The sequence below is a fragment of the Rhodococcus triatomae genome (assembly GCF_014217785.1).
GTDB lineage: Bacteria > Actinomycetota > Actinomycetes > Mycobacteriales > Mycobacteriaceae > Rhodococcus_F > Rhodococcus_F triatomae.
In genome coordinates this window covers 126,856-146,821 of the sequence record NZ_CP048814.1, presented here as the reverse complement: position 1 = coordinate 146,821, position 19,966 = coordinate 126,856, and the positions used below count along the sequence as shown (strand labels likewise).

The 19,966-nt window shown below is 69.5% G+C and carries 19 protein-coding genes; 13 read left to right on the top strand and 6 right to left on the bottom strand.

Going from position 1 to position 19,966, the window contains the following annotated elements; all coding sequences use genetic code 11:
• Nucleotides 1–2,274, bottom strand: a complete 2,274-nt coding sequence (gene glgX, locus G4H71_RS00705; protein ID WP_072737759.1) for a glycogen debranching protein GlgX — start codon at nt 2,272–2,274, stop codon at nt 1–3.
• 72 nt (nt 2,275–2,346) lie between these two features.
• A complete protein-coding gene (locus G4H71_RS00700) occupies nt 2,347–3,651 on the bottom strand; it encodes an adenosylmethionine--8-amino-7-oxononanoate transaminase (protein WP_072737760.1) in 1,305 nt (434 codons plus the stop codon).
• 40 nt (nt 3,652–3,691) lie between these two features.
• Here G4H71_RS00700 and G4H71_RS00695 point away from each other — a divergent pair, with 40 nt between their 5' ends.
• Together G4H71_RS00695 and bioD are read left to right on the top strand one after the other, a co-directional pair.
• On the top strand, nt 3,692–4,846 hold the full coding sequence (locus tag G4H71_RS00695) for an 8-amino-7-oxononanoate synthase (RefSeq protein ID WP_072737761.1): 1,155 nt from the start codon (nt 3,692–3,694) through the stop codon (nt 4,844–4,846).
• Nucleotides 4,843–5,541 (top strand): dethiobiotin synthase, encoded by a 699-nt coding sequence (gene bioD / locus G4H71_RS00690; RefSeq protein WP_072737762.1) that lies wholly within the window; start codon nt 4,843–4,845, stop codon nt 5,539–5,541. Before G4H71_RS00695 ends, bioD begins: the two co-directional genes overlap by 4 nt.
• On the opposite strand, the gene G4H71_RS00685 is transcribed toward bioD, so the two are convergent.
• The 3 genes from G4H71_RS00685 to G4H71_RS00675 form a co-directional block, all read right to left on the bottom strand.
• The gene (locus tag G4H71_RS00685; protein ID WP_072737763.1) at nt 5,542–5,922 is read right to left on the bottom strand and encodes a VOC family protein; all 381 of its coding nucleotides are present in this window, start codon (nt 5,920–5,922) and stop codon (nt 5,542–5,544) included.
• Between the two features lie 28 nt (nt 5,923–5,950).
• Nucleotides 5,951–6,337, bottom strand: coding sequence for a VOC family protein (locus G4H71_RS00680; protein ID WP_072737764.1), 387 nt, complete (start codon nt 6,335–6,337; stop codon nt 5,951–5,953).
• A 94-nt stretch (nt 6,338–6,431) separates the two neighbouring features.
• Nucleotides 6,432–7,076 carry a TetR/AcrR family transcriptional regulator C-terminal domain-containing protein gene (locus G4H71_RS00675; RefSeq protein WP_072737765.1) on the bottom strand — a complete coding sequence of 215 codons (645 nt, stop codon included), beginning with the start codon at nt 7,074–7,076 and terminating at the stop codon, nt 6,432–6,434.
• A gap of 133 nt (nt 7,077–7,209) precedes the next feature.
• Between G4H71_RS00675 and bioB the strand changes: the two genes are divergently transcribed.
• The 3 genes from bioB to G4H71_RS00660 are packed head-to-tail and all read left to right on the top strand — an operon-like array spanning nt 7,210 to nt 9,181.
• A complete protein-coding gene (gene bioB / locus G4H71_RS00670) occupies nt 7,210–8,223 on the top strand; it encodes a biotin synthase BioB (RefSeq protein WP_072737766.1) in 1,014 nt (337 codons plus the stop codon).
• Nucleotides 8,224–8,232: 9 nt separating this feature from the next.
• Nucleotides 8,233–8,508, top strand: coding sequence for a biotin synthase auxiliary protein BsaP (gene bsaP, locus G4H71_RS00665; protein WP_307718303.1), 276 nt, complete (start codon nt 8,233–8,235; stop codon nt 8,506–8,508).
• A 10-nt stretch (nt 8,509–8,518) separates the two neighbouring features.
• Entirely contained in the window at nt 8,519–9,181 is a 663-nt protein-coding gene (locus G4H71_RS00660) for a DUF2567 domain-containing protein (protein ID WP_174561843.1), read from the top strand.
• A 64-nt stretch (nt 9,182–9,245) separates the two neighbouring features.
• Here the strand turns inward: G4H71_RS00660 and G4H71_RS00655 are convergent, their stop codons facing one another.
• Nucleotides 9,246–9,971, bottom strand: coding sequence for an NUDIX hydrolase (locus tag G4H71_RS00655; protein ID WP_072737860.1), 726 nt, complete (start codon nt 9,969–9,971; stop codon nt 9,246–9,248).
• A 79-nt stretch (nt 9,972–10,050) separates the two neighbouring features.
• Between G4H71_RS00655 and nadA the strand changes: the two genes are divergently transcribed.
• The 8 genes from nadA to G4H71_RS00615 all read left to right on the top strand — a co-directional run bounded on the left by nadA (nt 10,051) and on the right by G4H71_RS00615 (nt 19,657).
• Nucleotides 10,051–11,088 (top strand): quinolinate synthase NadA, encoded by a 1,038-nt coding sequence (gene nadA / locus G4H71_RS00650; protein WP_072737767.1) that lies wholly within the window; start codon nt 10,051–10,053, stop codon nt 11,086–11,088.
• A complete protein-coding gene (locus G4H71_RS00645; RefSeq protein WP_072737768.1) occupies nt 11,085–12,701 on the top strand; it encodes an L-aspartate oxidase in 1,617 nt (538 codons plus the stop codon). The genes nadA and G4H71_RS00645 overlap by 4 nt, the downstream gene beginning before the upstream one ends.
• Nucleotides 12,701–13,570, top strand: coding sequence for a carboxylating nicotinate-nucleotide diphosphorylase (nadC, locus tag G4H71_RS00640; protein ID WP_072737769.1), 870 nt, complete (start codon nt 12,701–12,703; stop codon nt 13,568–13,570). Before G4H71_RS00645 ends, nadC begins: the two co-directional genes overlap by 1 nt.
• A gap of 107 nt (nt 13,571–13,677) precedes the next feature.
• Nucleotides 13,678–15,138, top strand: coding sequence for an MFS transporter (locus G4H71_RS00635; RefSeq protein WP_072737770.1), 1,461 nt, complete (start codon nt 13,678–13,680; stop codon nt 15,136–15,138).
• Nucleotides 15,135–16,646 carry a pyridoxal phosphate-dependent decarboxylase family protein gene (locus G4H71_RS00630; RefSeq protein ID WP_072737771.1) on the top strand — a complete coding sequence of 504 codons (1,512 nt, stop codon included), beginning with the start codon at nt 15,135–15,137 and terminating at the stop codon, nt 16,644–16,646. Before G4H71_RS00635 ends, G4H71_RS00630 begins: the two co-directional genes overlap by 4 nt.
• Nucleotides 16,647–16,706: 60 nt before the next feature.
• On the top strand, nt 16,707–17,165 hold the full coding sequence (locus G4H71_RS00625; protein ID WP_072737861.1) for a DUF6325 family protein: 459 nt from the start codon (nt 16,707–16,709) through the stop codon (nt 17,163–17,165).
• 100 nt (nt 17,166–17,265) lie between these two features.
• Nucleotides 17,266–17,580 (top strand): SHOCT domain-containing protein, encoded by a 315-nt coding sequence (locus G4H71_RS00620; RefSeq protein ID WP_072737772.1) that lies wholly within the window; start codon nt 17,266–17,268, stop codon nt 17,578–17,580.
• 181 nt (nt 17,581–17,761) lie between these two features.
• Nucleotides 17,762–19,657 (top strand): alkyl/aryl-sulfatase, encoded by a 1,896-nt coding sequence (locus tag G4H71_RS00615; protein WP_072737862.1) that lies wholly within the window; start codon nt 17,762–17,764, stop codon nt 19,655–19,657.
• Nucleotides 19,658–19,966 lie beyond the last annotated feature (309 nt).

Here is a 19,966-nt window from a genome sequence, read left to right as displayed (position 1 = left end):
TCAGTCCGTCCGCCGGAGCACGGTGAGGGATCGGGCGCCGACCGGCAGTGCGGTGCCCGCGGCGACCACGCGCTCCTCGCCGCCCGCGTCGTCGGCGGTGTCGAGCACGACCGTCCACTCGGATGCGTATTCGTCGTCGGGAGTGGCGAAGTCGATGGTGTCGTCGTGGGCGTTGAAGCACAGCAGGAACGAGTCGCCCGTGACGCGTTCGCCGCGATGGTTGGGCTCGGGGATCGCATCGCCGTTGAGGAACACCGCGAGTGACTTGCCGAATCCGCTGTCCCAGTCGGCCGGGGTCATCTCCTCGCCGGCGGGAGTCAGCCACGCGATGTCGCGCATCTGGTCGCCGCTGCGGATGGGGCGTCCGTCGAAGAAGCGGCGCCTGCGGAAGACGGGGTTGCGCACGCGCAGGTCGATCACCCGCCGGGTGAACTCGAGCATGTCCTTGTTGACGTCCGTCAGGGTCCAGTCCATCCAGGACAGTTCCGAGTCCTGACAGTAGACGTTGTTGTTGCCCTGCTGGGTGCGGCCCATCTCGTCGCCGTGGGCGATCATCGGGGTGCCCTGGCTGAGCAGCAGGGTCGCCATGATGTTGCGCATCTGCCTGCGCCGCAGTGCGAGGACGTCCGGGTCGTCCGTCGGCCCCTCCACCCCACAGTTCCAGGACCGGTTGTGGCTCTCGCCGTCGAGGTTGCCCTCGCCGTTGGCCTCGTTGTGTTTCTCGTTGTAGGACACCAGGTCCGCGAGGGTGAAGCCGTCGTGTGCGACGACGAAGTTGATCGACGCGCTGGGACGGCGCCCGGTCGCCTCGTACAGATCGGACGATCCGGTCAGCCGGGAGGCGAACTCGCCCAGCGTCGATGGCTCGCCGCGCCAGTAGTCCCGGACCGTGTCCCGGTACTTGCCGTTCCACTCGGTCCACAGGCCGGGGAAGTTCCCCACCTGGTAGCCGCCCTCGCCGACGTCCCAGGGTTCGGCGATGAGCTTGACCTGGCTGACCACCGGATCCTGCTGCACCAGATCGAAGAATGCGGAGAGCCGGTCCACGTCGTGCAGTTCGCGGGCCAGGGTGGACGCGAGGTCGAACCGGAATCCGTCCACGTGCATCTCGGTGACCCAGTAGCGGAGCGAATCCATGATCAACTGCAGTGTGTGCGGATGGCGGGCGTTGAGGCTGTTCCCGGTGCCCGTGTAGTCCATGTAGTGGGCCTCGTCGCCGTCGACGAGGCGGTAGTAGGCGCCGTTGTCGATGCCGCGGAAACCGATCGTGGGCCCGAGATGGTTGCCCTCGGCCGTGTGGTTGTAGACCACGTCGAGGATCACCTCGATACCGGCCTCGTGGAACGCCCGCACCATCGCCTTGAACTCGGACACGGCGGCACCGGGCTTGGCCGCCGACGAATAGTCGGTGTGCGGCGCGAAGAAGCCGAAGGTGTTGTACCCCCAGTAATTTCGTAAGCCACGATCGAGCAGGGTCTGATCGTGCATGAACTGGTGCACCGGCATCAGCTCGATGGCGGTGACGCCGAGGCCGACGAGGTGCTCGACGATCACCGGGTGGGCCAGGCCCGCGTAGGTGCCCCGCAGCTCCTCCGGGACTCCCGGATGGGTTGCGGTCATGCCCTTGACGTGCGCCTCGTAGATGACGGTCTCGTGGTACGGGCGCCGCGGTGGGCGATCGGAGGCCCAGTCGAAGAACGGGTTGATGACCACCGAGGTCATCGTGTGCCCGAGCGAGTCCAGCCCGGGGAGCTGCGGAGGTTCGTCTCCCGGAGAGCCCGCGGCCGGCGCCTCGTCGTGGTTCCGGTCGTCAGGGTCCCCCTCGCCGTGGCCCGGATCGTGGTCGCCCTGATCGGTGGGGGAGGCGCCCTCGGTCGGGGAACGGTCCTCGACCGGGGAGGAGAAGAGCGCGGCGTCGCCGTCGAACGTGCCGTCGAATGCCTTGCCGTACGGGTCGAGCAGCAGCTTGCTCGGATCGCACCGCAGGCCCCGGTCGGGATCCCAGGGGCCGTGTATCCGGTATCCGTACCGCTGGCCGGGAACCACCGTCGGTAGGTAGGCGTGCCAGACGAACCCGTCCACTTCCTCGAGCCGGACCCGGGTCTCCGTTCCGTCGCGCGCGATCAGGCACAGGTCCACCGCCTCGGCGACCTCCGAGAACAGCGAGAAATTGGTGCCCGCTCCGTCGTACGTGGCACCCAGTGGATAGGCGCTTCCCGGCCAGACCGGTATCGAGACCGGGCCGGCGGACTCCTCGTCGGGCACAACTGCCATAATCGAAACCCTAGTCCTGTCCGGCGGCCGGTTCCTGCCGTGCGCCCGGCCCGGCCGGCAGCGGTGCGGCGATCACGCCTGGTCGGCGGCCACGGCAACCATCGCGCGGGTGATCCGGTCCACGTCGTCGGCACTGCAGACGAACGGTGGCATGGCGTAGACGAGCGTCCGGAAGGGGCGCAACCACACACCGTGCTCGACGGCGACGTCCGTGGCGCGTTGCATGTCCACCGGTCGGTCCAGTTCGAGCACTCCGATGGCGCCCAGCGACCGGACGTCGACGACGTGGTCGAGGTCTCCGGCGGGCGCGAGCCCGGCCGCGAGGCCACGCGAGATCGCCCGCACCTCGCCGCGCCAGTCGCGCGACAGCAGGAGTCGGGTGGAGGCCGCCGCCACCGCGCAGGCGAGCGGATTGCCCATGAACGTGGGGCCGTGCATCATTCCGCCGCCCTCGCCTGCACTGATCGTCTCGGCGACGTCGGTCGTGCACAGCGTCGCGGCGAGGGTGAGATAGCCACCGGTCAAGGCCTTGCCGAGACACATGATGTCCGGCCGCACCCCGGCATGGTCCGCGGCGAAGAGTTCCCCGGTGCGGCCGAAACCGGTGGCGATCTCGTCCAGGATCAGCAGCAGCCCGTGTTCGTCGCAGATCCGCCGCAGCTCGGTGAGGTATCGAGGATCGTGGAATCGCATTCCGCCCGCGCCCTGCACGACGGGCTCGACGATCACCGCCGCCAGCTCGTCCCGGTGCCGGGCGGCGAGCTCCTCGAACCGGCGGACGTACGCCTCGTCGAACTCGGCGGGCGGAGCGGGCGCGAAGACCTGATCGGCGAGCACGTCCGTCCACAGCGCGTGCATGCCGCCGTCCGGGTCGCAGACGCTCATCGGCGCGAACGTGTCGCCGTGGTAGCCGCCGCGCCAGGTGAGCAGGCGGTGCCGGCCAGGTCGCCCCTTGCTGCGCTGGTACTGCAGGCTCATCTTCACCGCGACTTCGACCGACACCGAGCCGGAGTCGGCGAGGAACACCTTGTCGAGGCCGTCCGGGGTGATCGCGACGAGGAGTTGGGCGAGGCGGGCGGCCGGCTCGTGGGTCAGGCCCCCGAACATCACATGGCTCATCTTCCCGAGCTGCTCGGTCGCGGCGGCATCGAGGACCGGGTGCCGGTACCCGTGGATGGCGGCCCACCACGAACTCATGCCGTCGACGAGTTCGCGTCCGTCGGCGAGGGTGAGTCGGGTGCCGGCAGCGCGCTCGACCACCAGCGGCCGCGTCGACGCGGGAAACGCGCCGTACGGATGCCACAGGTGGTCGGCATCGATCTGCGCGCAGTCGAGGATCGCGGTGGGTTCGGTTCCGGTGAGCACGACTGTGACCATAGCCAGGGTGTTGAACAGTGTTCAAGTATGGTCGGTGCGCATGACCCCCACCTCGCTCACGCAGCTCGCCTCGCTCGGCTGGCTCGGAGGCCTCGAACGGCAACGTCGAGCGGCAGGTCTTCGCCGGGAACTGCGCCCGCGAGCCGCCGACAGTCCGTTGATCGACCTGGCGTCCAACGACTACCTCGGTCTGGTCCGGCACCCCGACGTCGTGGCCGCGGCCACCGAGGCGCTCGTGCGCTGGGGCGCGGGAGCCACCGGGTCCCGCCTGGTCACCGGCACCACGGTCGACCACGAACTGCTCGAGGCCGAGCTCGCCGCCTTCGTCGGAGCCGACGCCGGACTGGTGTTCTCCTCCGGCTACGCGGCCAACCTCGGGGCCGTCACGGCGTTGTCGGGGCCGGGCGCCCTGATCGTGTCGGACGCCGGCTCCCACGCCTCGATCGTGGACGCGTGCCGGCTCTCCCGCGCGCGCGTGGCGGTGGCCCCCCACGCCGACGTCGCCGCGATCGAGAGCGCCCTCGCGACTCGGCAGGAAGAGCGTGCCCTCGTGGTCACCGACTCGGTGTTCAGCGCGGACGGCGATCTGGCCCCACTGCGCGAGTTGCACCGCGTGTGTCGCGAGCACGATGCCCTGCTCCTCGTCGACGAGGCGCACGGCATCGGGGTGCGCGGCGACGGGGGCCGCGGCTGGGTGCACGAGAGCGGTCTCGCCGGCGCGCCGGATCTCGTCGTCACCGCGACCCTGTCGAAGTCGCTGGCCAGCCAGGGTGGTGCGGTACTCGCCGCGGAACCGGTGCGAGCCCACCTGATCGACAGTGCACGCACGTTCATCTTCGATACCGGACTGGCCCCGGCGGCGGTCGGTGCCGCGCGCGGCGCACTGTCGGTGCTGCGGCGCGAACCAGCCCGCGCCCGCGCCGTCCTGGACCGGGCTCGGGACCTCGCCGCACTGGGCGGCGCGGGCCGTCCCGAATCCGCGGTCGTCTCGCTCGTCCTGGGGGATCCGCAGCGGGCCTACGACGCCTCCGTGCGGTGCCGCGAACTGGGCGTGCACGTCGGCTGCTTCCGTCCGCCGTCCGTGCCGGAAGGAACGTCCCGGCTCCGGCTCACGGCGCGGGCGTCGCTCACCGACGACGAACTCGACCGGATCGCGCAGGTCCTGGGCGAGGTCCTCGACGGGACGCGCGCATGAGCGTCCTCGTCGTCACCGGAACCTCCACCGACGTCGGGAAGACGGTGGTCACCGCGGCGATCGCCGCCGTCGCGCTCGGCCGTGGATCGACGGTGGCCGTGTGCAAACCCGCCCAGACCGGAATTGCGCCGGGGGCGCCCGGAGATCTCGCCGAGGTCGCCAGGCTCGCCGGGGCGACGACGTTGACCGAGCTGGTCCGCTACCCGGACCCGCTCGCCCCGGACACCGCCGCCCGCCGCGCGGGAATGCCGATGCTCACGGCGGAGGACGTCGTGGACCGGGTGCGGGAGCTCGAGTTCGGCCACGACCTGGTCCTGGTCGAGGGCGCCGGAGGCGTGCTGGTGCGGCTGGGATTCGGTGGCTTCACCGTCCTCGATCTCGCGCGCGAGCTGTCCGCGCCGGTTCTCGTGGTCGCCGCTGCCGGTCTGGGCACGCTCAACCATTCCGAACTCACCGTGCGCGCCGTGGCCGAGGCGGGCCTGGACTGCCTCGGTCTCGTCCTCGGATCCTGGCCGTCGCAGCCGGACCTGGCCGAGCAGTGCAACCTCGAGGATCTGCCCCGGGTGACCGGGGTGCCGGTACTCGGGGCCGTGCCCGCGGGTGCCGGCGGGTACGACCGCGGCGCCTTCACCGCGGCCGCCTCCACCTGGGTGGATCTGCCCGAGTCGGTCACGACCCGATCGATCGGCCGGTGACTACTCGGCGAGCACAGACAGGATGTTTCCCGACGGATCGGTGAACCACGCGATGTCCGGGCCGTGCTCTCCGTCCCCGCGGGCGATACCGAGGTCGTCCTGCTCGAACCCCTCGTAGTGGACGAACGTGACGCCGTGCTCGGCGAGAGCGGACACGGTGGCGTCGATGTCGCCCACCGAGAAGTTGAGGATCGTGTAGGTCGCGGCTACGTGGTCGGGTTTGGGGTACACCAGCACTTCCGGACCCTGGGGAAGCCGGAGGCTCAGCAGCCCCATCCCCGGGTCTCCCACCTCGAGACCCAGGACGTCACGGTAGAAGCTGCGTGCGGTGTCGACGTCGCGGACGGCGAAGCCGCTGAAGCCGCGGGCATCGGTCAACATGAGGGTTCCTCTCGAAGCTGGTGCGTTCTCAGGACATCTCGGCTTTCATCTTCTCGCTCAACTGGATCAACTGCACGTAGTTGCCGTCGGGATCGACGGCCGTGGCGAACCAGCTGCCGTCACGGTCCTCGAGCGGTGCCAACCAGCGGGTGCCGATCTCGTCGAGCCGCCGGGCGGTGCCGCGGGCGTCCTCCACCTCCACGTTGAGGATGACACGGCCGGGCTCCGGATTGGCGGACCCGACGTCGTCGCGCCGGTCGAGCATGACGTAGAAGCCGTCGAAATCGAGCACGTCGTAGCCGGGCTCGCCGGGAGTGCGCTCGGTGGCCACGCCGAATGCACTCGCGTACCAGTCGCGCAGGCGTTCCGGGGCGGTGCTCGAGAGCAGGATGCTGTTGATCACGGATTCCTCCAGGGTGGTGCGGACGTCGTGCAGCGCACGGATGCGCCTGGAGGTATGGACCCGAGGCGCCGCCGGAACTCATCGGCGGGGGAGTCCCGAGCAGGAATCAGTGGTGAGCGCTGCTCGTCGGCGCGGCCAGTCTCGCCCGGATCCCGTCGACGAAGAGCACGAGGCCGAAGTCGAACCGCACGGCGGGGTCACCGTCGAGGAGGTCCTCGTCCGCAGTGGCGTCGTGCGGGGGTGCATCCGGCGTCAGGGGCCCCCGGGTGAGGGCGCCCGCCGATTCCATCTGGGCGCGTGACTGCTCGTCCACGGTGTGGCCCAGCACGTAGTACAGCAGGGAGTAGGACGCGAGCTCGGCGTGCTCGCGGGAGAGCCCGGCTCGGCGGCCGGTCGAGGCGAAGGCGTCCCGCGTCCGTGAGCTGGCCAGGCGGGACGCGTAGGTGGCGGAGACGAGTTCGGCCCCGTCCCGATGTGCCAGCAACGCCGAGCGCATCCGGTGCGCCAGTGCGAAGAACTCCTGGTCCCAGTCCACCGCGCCGCTCTCGGCGGTCACGGGGGCGTCGACCCCGTCGAGGATCGTGTCCGCCATCGCGCCGAGGAGGGTCTGCTTGTTGGGGAAGTGCCAGTACAGCGCGCCCGGCTGCACGCCGAGCGAGGTCGCCAGGCGGCGCATCGTCAGGTCGGCGAGGCCGTACTCGTCGAGAATGGCCATCGCGCCGTCGAGTACGTCGCCGCGTCGCAATTGCACTCTCGGATTCCCTTCCACCGCTACCCGTTCGGGGTCCGGCGTTGACACTATCCCACCCACGACTCTAACGTGAACGCCGTTCAACTTGTACGGTGTTCAATTCTGAGTCACCGGTGACCCCGAGGAGTTGCGTGTGACCTCCGCATCTGTGCAGACCGATATTCTCGACCGCGCCCGTGCGCAGGTTCTCGACCGCGGCGAGGGCCTCGACCGGGCCGAGGTTCTCGAGGTCCTGCAACTGCCCGACGAGCGCCTCGAGGATCTGCTGGCTCTCGCGCACGACGTGCGGATGAAGTGGTGCGGGCCCGAGGTCGAGGTCGAGGGCATCATCAGCCTCAAGACCGGCGGATGCCCGGAGGACTGCCACTTCTGTTCCCAGTCCGGGCTGTTCGCCTCGCCGGTGCGCGCTGCGTGGCTCGACATTCCCAGCCTGGTGGAGGCCGCGAAGCAGACGGCGAAGTCCGGCGCGACCGAGTTCTGCATCGTCGCGGCCGTCCGCGGTCCCGACGAACGGCTGCTCGCCCAGGTCGCCGCGGGGATCGAGGCCATCCGCAACGAGGTCGACATCCAGATCGCGTGCTCGCTGGGCATGCTGTCCCAGGAGCAGGTGGATCAGCTCGCCGCCATGGGAGTGCACCGCTACAACCACAATCTCGAGACCGCCCGCTCGCACTTCCCGAACGTGGTCACCACCCACACGTGGGAGGAGCGGTGGAACACGCTCCGGATGGTGCGCGACGCCGGCATGGAGGTGTGCTGTGGCGGAATCCTGGGTATGGGGGAGAGCCTCGAACAGCGGGCCGAGTTCGCCTCCGATCTGGCCGGGCTCGAGCCGGACGAGGTGCCGCTGAACTTCCTCAACCCGCGTCCGGGCACGCCGTTCGGCGACCTCGAGGTGCTGCCGGCGAGTGAGGCGCTCAAGTCGGTGGCGGCCTTCCGGCTGGCGCTGCCCCGCACGATTCTGCGGTTCGCGGGCGGGCGGGAGATCACCCTCGGCGACCTGGGGGCGGAGAAGGGCATCCTCGGTGGCATCAACGCCGTGATCGTCGGCAACTACCTGACCACGCTCGGCCGTCCCGCGGAGAAGGATCTGGACCTGCTGGTCGATCTGCAGATGCCGATCAAGGCCCTCAACGACACCCTCTGAGGCCCGGACATGACGATTCCCGACGGGCCGTCCGCTCTGTCGACCGCCCCGCCCTCGACCACCCCGAACACCGCTGCCGTGGCGTTGTACAACCCCTTCACCGGCGCGGTGATCACGCCGGGTGTCGACGATGCGGTGCCGCAGGCTGCGCTGCTGGGCCTGGAGCCGCCGCGGTACTGCACCGAATGCGGGCGCCGGATGGTCGTTCAGATCAGCCCGGACGGCTGGTGGGCGAAGTGTTCGCGGCACGGAGTGTCGGACTCGCGGCAGGGCGGTCACCGGTAGCGTCGCTCGGGTGAAGTCCCTGCCCAGTTCTTCCCGGTGGTCACGTTCTCCTCTGCGGTCACCGCCGTGGCCCCTGCGTGATGCCCTGGTCGTGTTCGCGGGTTCCGTCGGTGCCGGTGTGTTCGCCGGCATCGTCTGGGCGCTGTGGGTCCCGGCGCAGCAGGTCCTGGTGGTGGACCCGGGCTCGGCCGTGCTGCTCACCGGTGAGAACCTGCACCGTTTCGACGCGGCCGCGATGTTCGCCTGTGCCGGGATGCTCGTGGGAGTTCTCACGGCCGCGGCGTCCTGGACCGTGCGACGCAGCCGGGGCCTGGTTCTGCTCGCCGCGCTCCTGGCGGGGGCCGGCGCGGGAGCCGGTGCGATGGCAGCTGCGGGCCTGGGCGTGCAGATGCTGCGGTTCTCCACGGTCTCGGGTGCCGGAGTCGGGGACGTCGTCGCGACCGCCCCCGGTCTCGGGACACCGCTGGTGCTGGTGTTCCAGCCGATCGCCGCCGCGGTGGTCATCGCCGTCCTGGCGCTGCTGAGCCCCTACGACGATCTGGGCGTGGGGGAGGAGGGCGCCGCGGCGCAGACTGGAGAGGCCGAGCAAGCCGGGGAGGCCGAGCAAGCCGACGCGACCACGGCGGAGCCGGACGCCGTCCGCATGGGTGTTCCGCATCAGCACACGCAATAGGGCCCGAAACGATCTGCGGATCCCGATCCGCCGTGCGGGTCGGGCAGGCGGCGGCCGGGGCGTATCAGGTGGGAGGTCGCAGGGCCGCGAACTCGTCGGTCACCCGCAGGGCATGATCGGTGAAGCGGTAGAGGGCGGGCGGGCGGCCCCCGGCCCGCCCGGACCTCGCGGTGTGGCCCGTCGCCGTGATGACGCCGCGGCGGCTGAGCACGCGCTGGAGATTCGTCGCGTCCACCTGGTAGCCGAGTGCGGCGCAATAGATCTCGCGCAATTCCGACATGGAGAACTCGTCGGGGGCGAGCGCGAAGGCGATGTTCGTGTAGGAGAGTTTCGCGGCGAGCCGGGTACGGGCATGGTCGACGACGGTGCGGTGGTCGAACGCCATCTCCGGCAGGTTCGCCACGGGATGCCACGCCGTGTCGGACGGCAGGCTCGGATCGGCGGGCATCGGGACGAGGCCGAGGAAGGTCGAGGCGATGGTGCGCGGCCCCGGAACCCGGTGCGGGTCGCTGAACACGGACAGCTGCTCGAGGTGGGCGACCTCCCGGACGTCCACCTTCTCGGCGAGTTGCCGGCGGGCGGACGTGGTGAGGTCTTCGTCGTCGCCGAGGCGGCCGCCGGGCAGTGACCATGCACCCTTCCGTGGTTCGAGGGCGCGTTGCCACAGGAGAACCTCGAGCTCGGGTGCGTGACGCGAATCACCTTGCTGACCTGCATTGATCGGCTCCGCCACGGGCCGAACCTGGAACACCGCGGTGAGTACTTCGTGGGCAGTGCTACCATGGACCATGTTTTCGATCATAAGTCGAAAACCGGAATTTCGACAATTCGGGCCACAGGCGTCCGGGTTCAGGCCGAAGGAGCAAACCATGACGAGCACGACGTTGTGGGCGGAGAGCACCGCGCGGATCCACGATGCGCCCGGTGGGTACACCGGTGTCGAAGCGAGTGCCGAATGGGCTGCCGAGATCAAGCGCCTCGCGCGCAAACGTGGCGCCACCCTGCTCGCGCACAACTACCAGTTGCCGGCCATCCAGGACGTCGCCGACCACGTGGGCGACTCCCTCGCGCTCTCCAGGATCGCGGCCGAGGCTCCCGAGGACACGATCGTGTTCTGCGGGGTGCACTTCATGGCCGAGACCGCCAAGATCCTCAGCCCGGACAAGACAGTGTTGATTCCGGACGAGCGTGCCGGGTGCTCGCTCGCGGACTCGATCACGGCCGCGGACCTGCGGGCGTGGAAGGCGGAGTATCCGGACGCGGTCGTGGTCTCGTACGTCAACACCACGGCAGAGGTCAAGGGGCTCACCGACATCTGCTGCACGTCGTCGAACGCGGTCGACGTGGTCGCGTCCATCGACCCGGATCGGGAAGTGCTGTTCCTGCCCGACCAGTTCCTCGGGGCGCACGTCAAGCGCGTCACCGGCCGGGAGAACATGCACATCTGGGCGGGGGAGTGCCACGTGCACGCCGGCATCAACGGCGACGAGCTCACCGCCAAGGCACAGTCGCACCCGGACGCCGAGCTGTTCGTGCATCCCGAGTGCGGATGCGCGACATCCGCGCTGTACCTCGCCGGCGAAGGCTTCGTACCGGAGGACAAGGTGAAGATCCTCTCGACCGGCGGCATGCTCGACGCCGCCCGCGAGACCGGTGCCCGGCAGGTTCTCGTCGCGACCGAGGTCGGCATGCTCCACCAGCTGCGCCTGGCGGCCCCCGACGTGGACTTCCAGGCGGTCAACGATCGCGCATCCTGCCCGTACATGAAGATGATCACCCCGGCCGCGTTGCTGCGGTGCCTGCTCGAGGGCAAGGACGAGGTGCACGTCGACGCCGAAACGGCGTCCCGGGCCCGGATGTCCGTGCAGCGCATGATCGAGATCGGAAACCCCGGCGGCGGGGAGTGACGACGGCGCCGACGGTGGCGTGGGAGGAACGCGCTGGTCTCGTGATCGTCGGCGGCGGGGTCGCGGGTCTGACTGCGGCCCGGGCCGCCGCGTCGCTCGGCGTCTCCCCGTTGGTTCTCGCCAAGGGCGGGCCGACGGACACCGCGACCCAGTACGCGCAGGGCGGGGTGGCCGTCCTGGCTGACGACGAGACGTCCGTCGACTCCCATGTCGCCGACACCCTTGCTGCCGGCGGGGGTCTGTGTGACGAACCGGCGGTACGCGAGATCCTCGCGGCGGGCCCGGATGCGGTAGCACGTGCCGTCGCGGCGGGTGTCGTGTTCGACCGTGGCCCCGACGGGCGGCTCGCCCGCACCCGGGAGGGTGGGCACAGCCGCCGACGGATCCTGCATGCCGGAGGTGACGCGACCGGGGCCGAGTTGCAGCGCGCCCTGCTCGCCGGGGTGGGGGCCGGGAGAACTGGTATCGCGACGTCCGGGTCCGTCCGGTTCGGAACCACCGTGCTGCGTGTGGTCACCGAGGCCGCCGGGGTCACCGGAATCCTGGCCCACGACAGCCGCGGCTACGGTGTGATCCACGCGCCCGCAGTGATACTCGCGACCGGTGGGCTCGGCCAGTTGTACACGAGCAGTACCAATCCGGCGGGCGCCACCGGCGACGGTCTCGCGCTCGCGCTGGACGCGGGCGCCGCCGTCGCGGACCTCGAGTTCGTGCAGTTCCACCCCACCGTGCTGTACGTGCCCGGCGCGGCTGGTGCAGGACGCCGCCCGCTGGTGAGCGAGGCCGTACGTGGTGAGGGCGCGCGCCTGATCGACGGTTCGGGACGCGGTGTCACCGACGGCGTGCATCCGCTCGGCGACCTGGCGCCCCGGGACGTGGTGTCCCGGGCCATCCACCATCGTATGGCCGAGACCGGTTCGGATCACGTGTATCTGGACGCCCGGCATCTCGACGGGTTCGCCGAGCGGTTCCCGACGGTGACCGCCTCGTGTCGCGCCGCGGGCATCGATTCCCGCTCGGACCTCATCCCGGTGGCGCCTGCGGCGCACTACTCGTGCGGTGGGGTCGTGACCGACACATTCGGCCGGACGCAGGTGCCGGGGCTGTACGCGGCGGGCGAGGTGGCTCGGACGGGCCTGCACGGGGCGAACCGGCTGGCGTCGAACAGCCTGCTCGAGGGGCTGGTCGTCGGCGAACGTGCCGGTACCGAGGCTGCTGGGCGAGCCGGCATCCGGGTGACGGTGCGGGAGGCCGGCCTGCCGCACCGGCCGGTCGTCGATCGACCGACACTTCAGGCGGCGATGACCGCGCACGCATCGGTGGTGCGCGACGCCGCCGGTCTCACGGTGGTGCACCGACTGCTCGAGTCCGGGTCCGTGGGGCCCCGCACGGTGCACGAGATCGAGGATGCCGCGCTCACCGTCGCCGCGACGGCACTCGTGACGGCGGCGTCGGCACGCCGCGAGAGCGTCGGATGCCATACCCGGTCGGACGGCGCGGGTCCGTCCCCGGCGCCGAGACGGTCCGAGACGGTACCGCCCTCGTCGATGACGGTGCGCCTGCGCGACGGGCGCATCGAGATCGTCCAACCGCAGTTGACAGGAGCTCTGTGATGTCCGCCGACACCCGAACCGGATTGCCGACGCGCAGCGAGATCGTCGCGCTCGTACGGACGGCGCTGGACGAGGACCTCCGGTACGGGCCGGACGTCACCACCGAGGCGACCGTTCCCGCGGATGCCGTGGCGACCGCGTCGGTCGTCGCCCGAGTTCCCGGGACGATCGCGGGTGTGGACGTCGGGCTGGTGGTGCTGGACGAGGTCGTCGGTGCCGACGCCTACGAGGTTAGGTCTCGAGCGGACGACGGTGCCCGCGTGGAAGCCGGCGCCGCGGTCCTGACCGTGCATGCGCCCACTCGGCGACTGCTGACGGCCGAGCGGACGATGCTCAACCTCATGTGCCACCTCTCCGGGATCGCGACCGCGACGGCGGAGTGGGTCGATGCCGTCGACGGCACGGGTGCCCGGATCCGGGACAGCCGAAAGACGCTGCCCGGGTTGCGGTCCCTGCAGAAGTACGCGGTCCGCGTCGGTGGTGGCGAGAACCATCGCATGGGTCTCGGGGATGCTGCGCTGATCAAGGACAATCACGTGGCGGCTGCGGGATCGGTGGTGGCGGCCCTGCACGCGGTGCGTGCGGTGGCCCCCGACATCGAGTGCGAGGTGGAGGTGGACAGTCTCGAACAGCTCGACGAGATCCTGCCGGAGCGCCCGCAGCTGGTGTTGCTCGACAACTTCCCGGTGTGGCAGACACAGATCGCCGTCCAGCGCCGCAACGCCGTGGCACCGGAGACCAGGCTCGAGTCCTCGGGTGGGCTGAGCCTGGACGTCGCGGCGGACTACGCCGGTACCGGAGTCGACTTCCTCGCGGTCGGTGCGCTCACCCATTCGGTGGCCGTGCTCGATCTCGGGTTGGACATGTAGCCCGGCTGTCCGGGTCTGCCGCGGCCCATCTTGGACAAACGTCCATTTTCGGCTCGAGCTGACGTTTTCCGTTCCGCATTCGACGATACGGCCTTACTGTGTCGCACATGGGAGCGGCACGCGGAACGCGGAGCGACGTCCCCACGCACAGCCGCGTGCCCCGAGGTGTCGTCGCCGGGTACGCGGCAGGCAGCGTGGGCACCGGGGGATACGGGGTGCTGCCCGGCCTGGTGCTCGCGTACTACCTCACCGACACGCTCGGCGTGGCCGCGGCGTGGGCGTCGCTGGTGGTGATCGTGCCGAAGATCGCCGACGTCGTCATCGACCCGTGGATCGGAGCCGTCAGCGATCGTGTCGCGCGGCGTCGGGGAACCCGGACGTCGGTGATGCTCGCCGGGTCGATCACACTGCCGGTTCTCTTCGTCGCCACCTTCGCGGCTCCGGTGACGGGAACCGGTGGTGCCGTCTGGGTGCTGACGTTCTTCCTCCTCGCAGCGGTCGGCTTCAGCCTCTTCCAGGTGCCCTACATCGCGTTGCCCGCCGAGCTCACCGACCGCTACCACGAGCGCACCCGACTCGTCACCGTTCGCGTCGCCGTCCTGGCTCTGACGATTCTCGCGGTCGGCGCCGGGGGCCCGGCGATCCGGGATCTGGTCGGCGGCCGCCCGGGATACCTCGTCATGGCGGTGGTCATCGGATCCGTCATCTGTGCCGGGATGCTCTGGGCGAGTCTGGGTTCGGCGCGGCGAGCCCGGCCACCGGTCCGTCTGCCGGCTGCGACGTCGCTGCGGGACGCGTATGGCGACGGGGTTCGCGCACTCCGGGACGTCCGTGACTTCCGTGCGCTCGTCGTCGTGTTCGCGACGCAGGCGCTCGCCGCGGCGATCATGCTCGCGGGGGCGCAGTACGTGGCGACCTACGTGCTCGGCGACGAATCGGCGCTCACCCTGCTGTTCGTCGCGCTGGTCGCCCCGGCCCTGCTCGTCATGCCCTGGTGGTATCGATTCGCGCGGCACCGCGGCAAGGTCACCGCGCTGGTGCTCGCTTCGTCCCTGTTCGGCCTCGCGGCGGCGACGCTGACGTTCGCGGTGTGGTCGCCGGGAGCCTGGATCTACGCGGCGGTGGCGGTGGCCGGCCTCGGGTATGCCGGGATGCAGGCGTTTCCCCTCGCGATGCTGCCGGACGTCATCGAGGCGGATGCGCGTCGTCGCGGCGCCGAGCGCGGGGGAGTCCTGGCGGGTGTCTGGACTGCCACCGAGACCGTCGGCCTGGCGTTCGGCCCGGCGGTGTTCCTTGCGGTTCTCGCGAGCACGGGGTTCGTCTCCTCGGGTGCGGGCGAACAGGTGACGCAGAGCGACACGGCGGTCGCGGGCATCGCCCTGGGCTTCTCGATCCTCCCGGCGGTCCTGGTGGCGCTGAGCCTGCTGGCCCTCCGTGGATACCACCAGCGTGAGCCCGGCCCCGACGAAGACGGGCACGACGAACACGGCCCCGACGAAGACGGGCACGACGAACACGGCCACGACGACCACGGGCACGAGGAACCGGAAAGGGAGTACACCGAGTGAGCGAGGAACTCACGCCGCGGGCGCTGGACGCGTTGCGTCGTCTCGAAGAACTTCGCCGGGCGGACGCGCCCACGCACGGCGGTCGGGTGCTGTCGTACGTCTACGACAGCGGACTCGCCGAGATCGACGAGATTGCCGCGCGCGCGGCCCGACTGGTGCAGCCGGTGAACGGACTCGATCCGACGGTGTTCCCGTCGACCGTGGCGATGGAGCGGGATCTGATCGCCTTCGGGCGCCGGATGCTGCACGGCGAGTCCGGAGTGGTCGGCAATGTCACGAGCGGGGGCACCGAGAGTTGCATCCTCGCGGTCGCCTCCGCTCGCGACACCGCCGGGGCATCGCCGGGTGCGGGCTCGGTGGTCGCGCCGACCACCGTGCACGCGGCATTCGCGAAGGCCGCGCACCTGCTCGGGCTCGAGTTGGTTCGCGTCCCGGTGGATCCGGGCACCGGGGCGGTACGGGTGGATGCCTTCACGGAGGCACTGCGTGAGGACACGGTGCTCGCCGTGGTGTCGGCGCCGAACTACCCGATCGGGGCGATCGACCCGGTGGCCGAGGTCGCGGCCGCCACCTCGGCCCGGGGGATCCCGCTACACGTCGACGCCTGTCTGGGCGGGTGGGCGCTGCCGTGGTGGGGCGACACCCCGGAGCCGCTACCGGAGTGGGACTTCCGGGTACCGGGCGTGGGCAGCATCTCCGCGGATCTGCACAAGTACGGGTACGCGCCGAAGGGAGTGTCCCTGCTGCTCTACCGTGATCGCGACCGGCACCGCGCCCAGTACTTCGGCATCACCGACTGGCCGGGGTACCCGGTGGTGAACCCGACGCTTGCGGGTTCGAAATCGGCGGCGGCGCTCGCGTCGGCGTGGGCGATCACGGAGACGCTCGGCGACGTGGGTTACCGGGGTCTGGTCGATCGGATCCGTCGGGCAACCGAATCACTTTGCGCGACAGTCGATTCGGTTGAGGGTCTGCGGGTGGTCGGGCAGCCTCGAGGGCCGGTGTTCGCGGTGGCGAGTGACGCGGACTCGGGAACACCGATCGACCCGCACGTGTGGGCGAACGCGGTCCGGGAGCGCGGCTTCACCCTGCAGATGCAGCCGTCGATGCTCCAGCCGGACGGCACGGTGCTCGCACGGACCACGCACCTCACCGTCACTCCCGTGACCGAGACGTTGCTGCCCGATCTGGAGGCTGTGCTGCGCGCCGCCGCCGAGGAGGTGCGCGGAGCTCCGCCCGCCGCACCGCCGGACGCGTTGGCGGCGCTGTCCGAGGCCTTCGCCGACGGGTCCGTGTCCGCCGCCGACGTGCTCGCGCTCCCCGGCGAGGCAGTCGCCGGGGCGTTGGCGGCCGCCGGATTGGACCCCCGGAAAGGGACGGCAGGGTCGGCAGGAGAGGCAGGGGAGGATCTGGACATGGCGACGGTGCTCGCGGCAGTCGAGGCTCTGCCCCGTCCGGTCACCACGAGGATGTTGGTCGAGTATCTGGCCGGGCTGCTCGACGAGTGAGTCGATCTCATCCGTAGTGGGTGAGGCGGGCAGGACTCGGGAGCCGCCATGCTGGCGGGCATGGGTGAACCACACGACATCAGCCCCCTCGAGATCGGCCCGGTAGAACTCGTCGTGCTCTCCTTCCCCGGCACGGTGATCGATGCCGGGACCGTCGCCGCGCTGCGGGACGTGGTGGACCACGGATACGTGACGGTGCTCGACCTGGTGTATCTCACCAGAGGGGAGGACGGCACCGTCGTCGAGATCGACGTCGACGAGGACCTCGGGGAGGTCGGACTCGCAGACCTGCAGATCGCGGCGCAGGACCTGGTGAGCGACGTGGATCTCGAGATCGTGCGTGAGACGCTCGCCCCCGGCAATTCCGCGGTGGTCGTCGTCTACGAGGAGACCTGGGCGCGGCGGTTCGCGGTGGCGGCGCGGGAAGCATCCGGTGAAGTGGTCCTGCACGTCCAGATTCCGCACGAGTCGGTACTCGCCGCGCTGCGTGCCGCGCAGGAGGAGGCAGCGTCCGAGTGAGGCGTCCCGCCTCGTGCGTGCGACACGCCCTGGTGCGACACGCCCTGGTGCGACACGCCCTTGTACGACAGGTTTGTCTTGACACGGAAGGAACCCCGACATGATTCGCAGAGGACGAGTGGGGCGACCCGGACTCCTGGGTACCGTGGCCCGCACGGCGGTGATCACGGGTACGGCCCAGGCAACGTCGAACGCGATGAATCGTCATGCCCAGCAGCGCGCGGCGCCGCCGCCGCCGCAGTATGAGGCCCCGCCTGCCGCACCGCCGTTGCCCCCGCTGCCGCCGGAGCCTTCGGGCGCCGCCCAGAGCGAGGATGATCTGGTCGCGAAGCTCGGCCGCCTCGGGGACCTGCACCGGTCCGGGGTGCTCTCGGACGAGGAGTTCGCGGCAGCGAAGGCCAAGTTGCTCGGTTGATTGCCCGACGCTTCTACGCTGCGCTGGGTGGGCAACCGCTCATCGATGTCGAGGGCGAGACGCCACCTGTCTCGCGTCGAAGAATCTGGCCGGGACTGGTTGCACTGCAGCGTTGGAGAAAGTCCGTCAGCAGTTGTCGATCGCCGACACCGAGTCGGCAAAGGATGGCAAGGTGAATCGTATGGCGAATACTCGGAAACCAGCATCAGCGACCATCGTCGAGCAGCAGCGAAAGTTGCTCGATTCTCTGCCCTTCTCCGACACCGCAGACTTCGACGACGCCACGCGCGGTCTGGTAGCCCGGCGGCAGCCGAACGCGGTGAAAGCTGAAGACGGGACCGTGGTCTGGGACAACGACACCTATTCGTTCCTGCAGGGCGACGCCCCCGACACCGTCAATCCGAGTCTGTGGCGTCAGTCCAAACTCTGCGCGATCGAGGGCCTCTTCGAGGTCGTGCCGGGTATCTATCAGGTGCGCGGCATGGACCTGTCCAACACATCGTTCATCGAGGGTGACGACGGCGTCGTGGTCATCGACACCTTGCTGACCGAGGAGACCGGTCGGGCGGCTCTCGAGCTCTATCGCGAGCATCGTGGCGATCGTCCGGTGAAGGCGATCATCTACACGCATTCACATGCCGATCACTTCGGCGGTGTCCGCGGCTTCGTGAGTGAGGAAGAGGTCAACGCGGGCAACGTCAAAATCTTTGCTCCGGAGGGGTTCATGGAGCATGCGATCTCGGAGAATGTGTACGCCGGGACCGCGATGAATCGTCGTGCCGGGTACATGTTCGGTGCGGCGCTCGCACGGGGTCCGGAGGGGCAGGTCGGTGCCGGACTCGGGCAGACGCTGTCGACCGGCACCGTGACCCTGCTGCCACCGACCGACATCATCACCACGACCGGACACGAGGAAGTCGTCGACGGTGTCCGTCTGGTGTTCCAGATGGCCCCGGACACCGAGGCGCCGTCGGAGATGTTGATCTATCTGCCCGACTTCAAATCGTTGTGTGCCGCCGAGGATGCCACGCACACCCTGCACAACCTGCTGACCTTGCGGGGAGCGGTCGTGCGAGATCCGCACGGGTGGGCCAAGTACCTCACCGAGACCATCGATCTGTTCGGTGCCGAGGTGGAATCTGTCTTCGCGTCGCATCATTGGCCGGTGTGGGACAACGAACGGGTCGTCGATTTCCTCACGAAGCAGCGCGACCTGTATGCCTACGTCCACGATCAGACGCTGCGGATGCTGAACAAGGGCCTCACCGGACCGGAGATCGCCGAGGCCATCGAGTTGCCGCCGGCGTTGGAGAACGCCTGGAGCACACATGGTTACTACGGATCGGTCAACCACGACGTGAAGGCGATCTACCAGCGCTACATCGGGTGGTTCGACGGCAACCCGGCAAGTTTGTGGGAGCACACGCCCGTCGAACAGTCCAAGCGCTATGTCGAATTCATGGGTGGTGCCGATGCGGTGGTGTCCAAGGCCCGCGAGTATTTCGACGCCGGCGACTACCGATGGGTCGCCCAGGTCGTCAATCACGTGGTCTTCGCACAGCCCGACCATGCCGACGCCAAGGCGTTGCTGGCCGATACGTACGAGCAGCTCGGTTACGGTGCGGAGAACGGGACGTGGCGTGACTTCTATCTGTCGGGTGCCACGGAATTGCGCGAGGGCAACTTCGGTACGCCGACGGAGACCAACGCACCTGACATCATCGCCCAGTTGTCCCCGTCGATGCTGTTCGACGCCATCGCCATCCAGATCAACGGGCCCAAGGCGTGGGATGAGAAACTGTCGATCGACGTGGTGCTCACCGACCTCGACGAGCGCTACCGCCTGCAGCTGGCCAATGGCGCGCTGACCTACAGCACCTATCCGAAGCGTGATGACGCCGACGTGACACTCACGACCACCAGAACGGCGCTGCCCGCGCTCGCCGGTGGTGCGCTCACCGCCGATGGTCTCGCGCAAGCCGGTATCGAGGTCAGCGGCGACGCATCGGTCCTCAGCCGACTCGGTGCACTTCTGGATCCCGGCGACAAGGAGTTCGCCATCGTCACCCCCGACTGATCCGTTCGCCGGGTCTCTGGGTGGGCGACACCCAGGGACCCGGCAAGCCGCGGGCGGTCGGGGTGACGGTGGTGGCCAGGCAGTGCTCGGTGGCGTAGTCGAGGATCGCGCAGATTCGCCAGATGCCGCCGTTGGTGTTCCGAATTCGGAGAAGGCATTCTGCTGCAACCTATTTCGTTCCGTCGGTGGATCATGAAACACCTGGCGTCGCAGCGTGGCTCACGACGGCGATCGTGCGATGCCCCCACGCCGGTCACTCGGCGGCATACTTCGCCGCGATCGGCTCGACCCGGTCAACCAACGCCGCGC

What these genes read in the sequence shown, in the direction of transcription:
- glgX (WP_072737759.1), bottom strand. Translation starts at nt 2,274, where the DNA reads ATGGCAGTTGTGCCCGACGAGGAGTCCGCCGGCCCGGTCTCGATACCG.
- G4H71_RS00700 (WP_072737760.1), bottom strand. Translation starts at nt 3,651, where the DNA reads ATGGTCACAGTCGTGCTCACCGGAACCGAACCCACCGCGATCCTCGAC.
- G4H71_RS00695 (WP_072737761.1), top strand. Translation starts at nt 3,692, where the DNA reads ATGACCCCCACCTCGCTCACGCAGCTCGCCTCGCTCGGCTGGCTCGGA.
- bioD (WP_072737762.1), top strand. Translation starts at nt 4,843, where the DNA reads ATGAGCGTCCTCGTCGTCACCGGAACCTCCACCGACGTCGGGAAGACG.
- G4H71_RS00685 (WP_072737763.1), bottom strand. Translation starts at nt 5,922, where the DNA reads ATGTTGACCGATGCCCGCGGCTTCAGCGGCTTCGCCGTCCGCGACGTC.
- bsaP (WP_307718303.1), top strand. Translation starts at nt 8,233, where the DNA reads ATGACGATTCCCGACGGGCCGTCCGCTCTGTCGACCGCCCCGCCCTCG.
- G4H71_RS00655 (WP_072737860.1), bottom strand. Translation starts at nt 9,971, where the DNA reads ATGGTCCATGGTAGCACTGCCCACGAAGTACTCACCGCGGTGTTCCAG.
- nadA (WP_072737767.1), top strand. Translation starts at nt 10,051, where the DNA reads ATGACGAGCACGACGTTGTGGGCGGAGAGCACCGCGCGGATCCACGAT.
- nadC (WP_072737769.1), top strand. Translation starts at nt 12,701, where the DNA reads ATGTCCGCCGACACCCGAACCGGATTGCCGACGCGCAGCGAGATCGTC.
- G4H71_RS00635 (WP_072737770.1), top strand. Translation starts at nt 13,678, where the DNA reads ATGGGAGCGGCACGCGGAACGCGGAGCGACGTCCCCACGCACAGCCGC.
- G4H71_RS00625 (WP_072737861.1), top strand. Translation starts at nt 16,707, where the DNA reads ATGGGTGAACCACACGACATCAGCCCCCTCGAGATCGGCCCGGTAGAA.
- G4H71_RS00620 (WP_072737772.1), top strand. Translation starts at nt 17,266, where the DNA reads ATGATTCGCAGAGGACGAGTGGGGCGACCCGGACTCCTGGGTACCGTG.
- G4H71_RS00615 (WP_072737862.1), top strand. Translation starts at nt 17,762, where the DNA reads ATGGCGAATACTCGGAAACCAGCATCAGCGACCATCGTCGAGCAGCAG.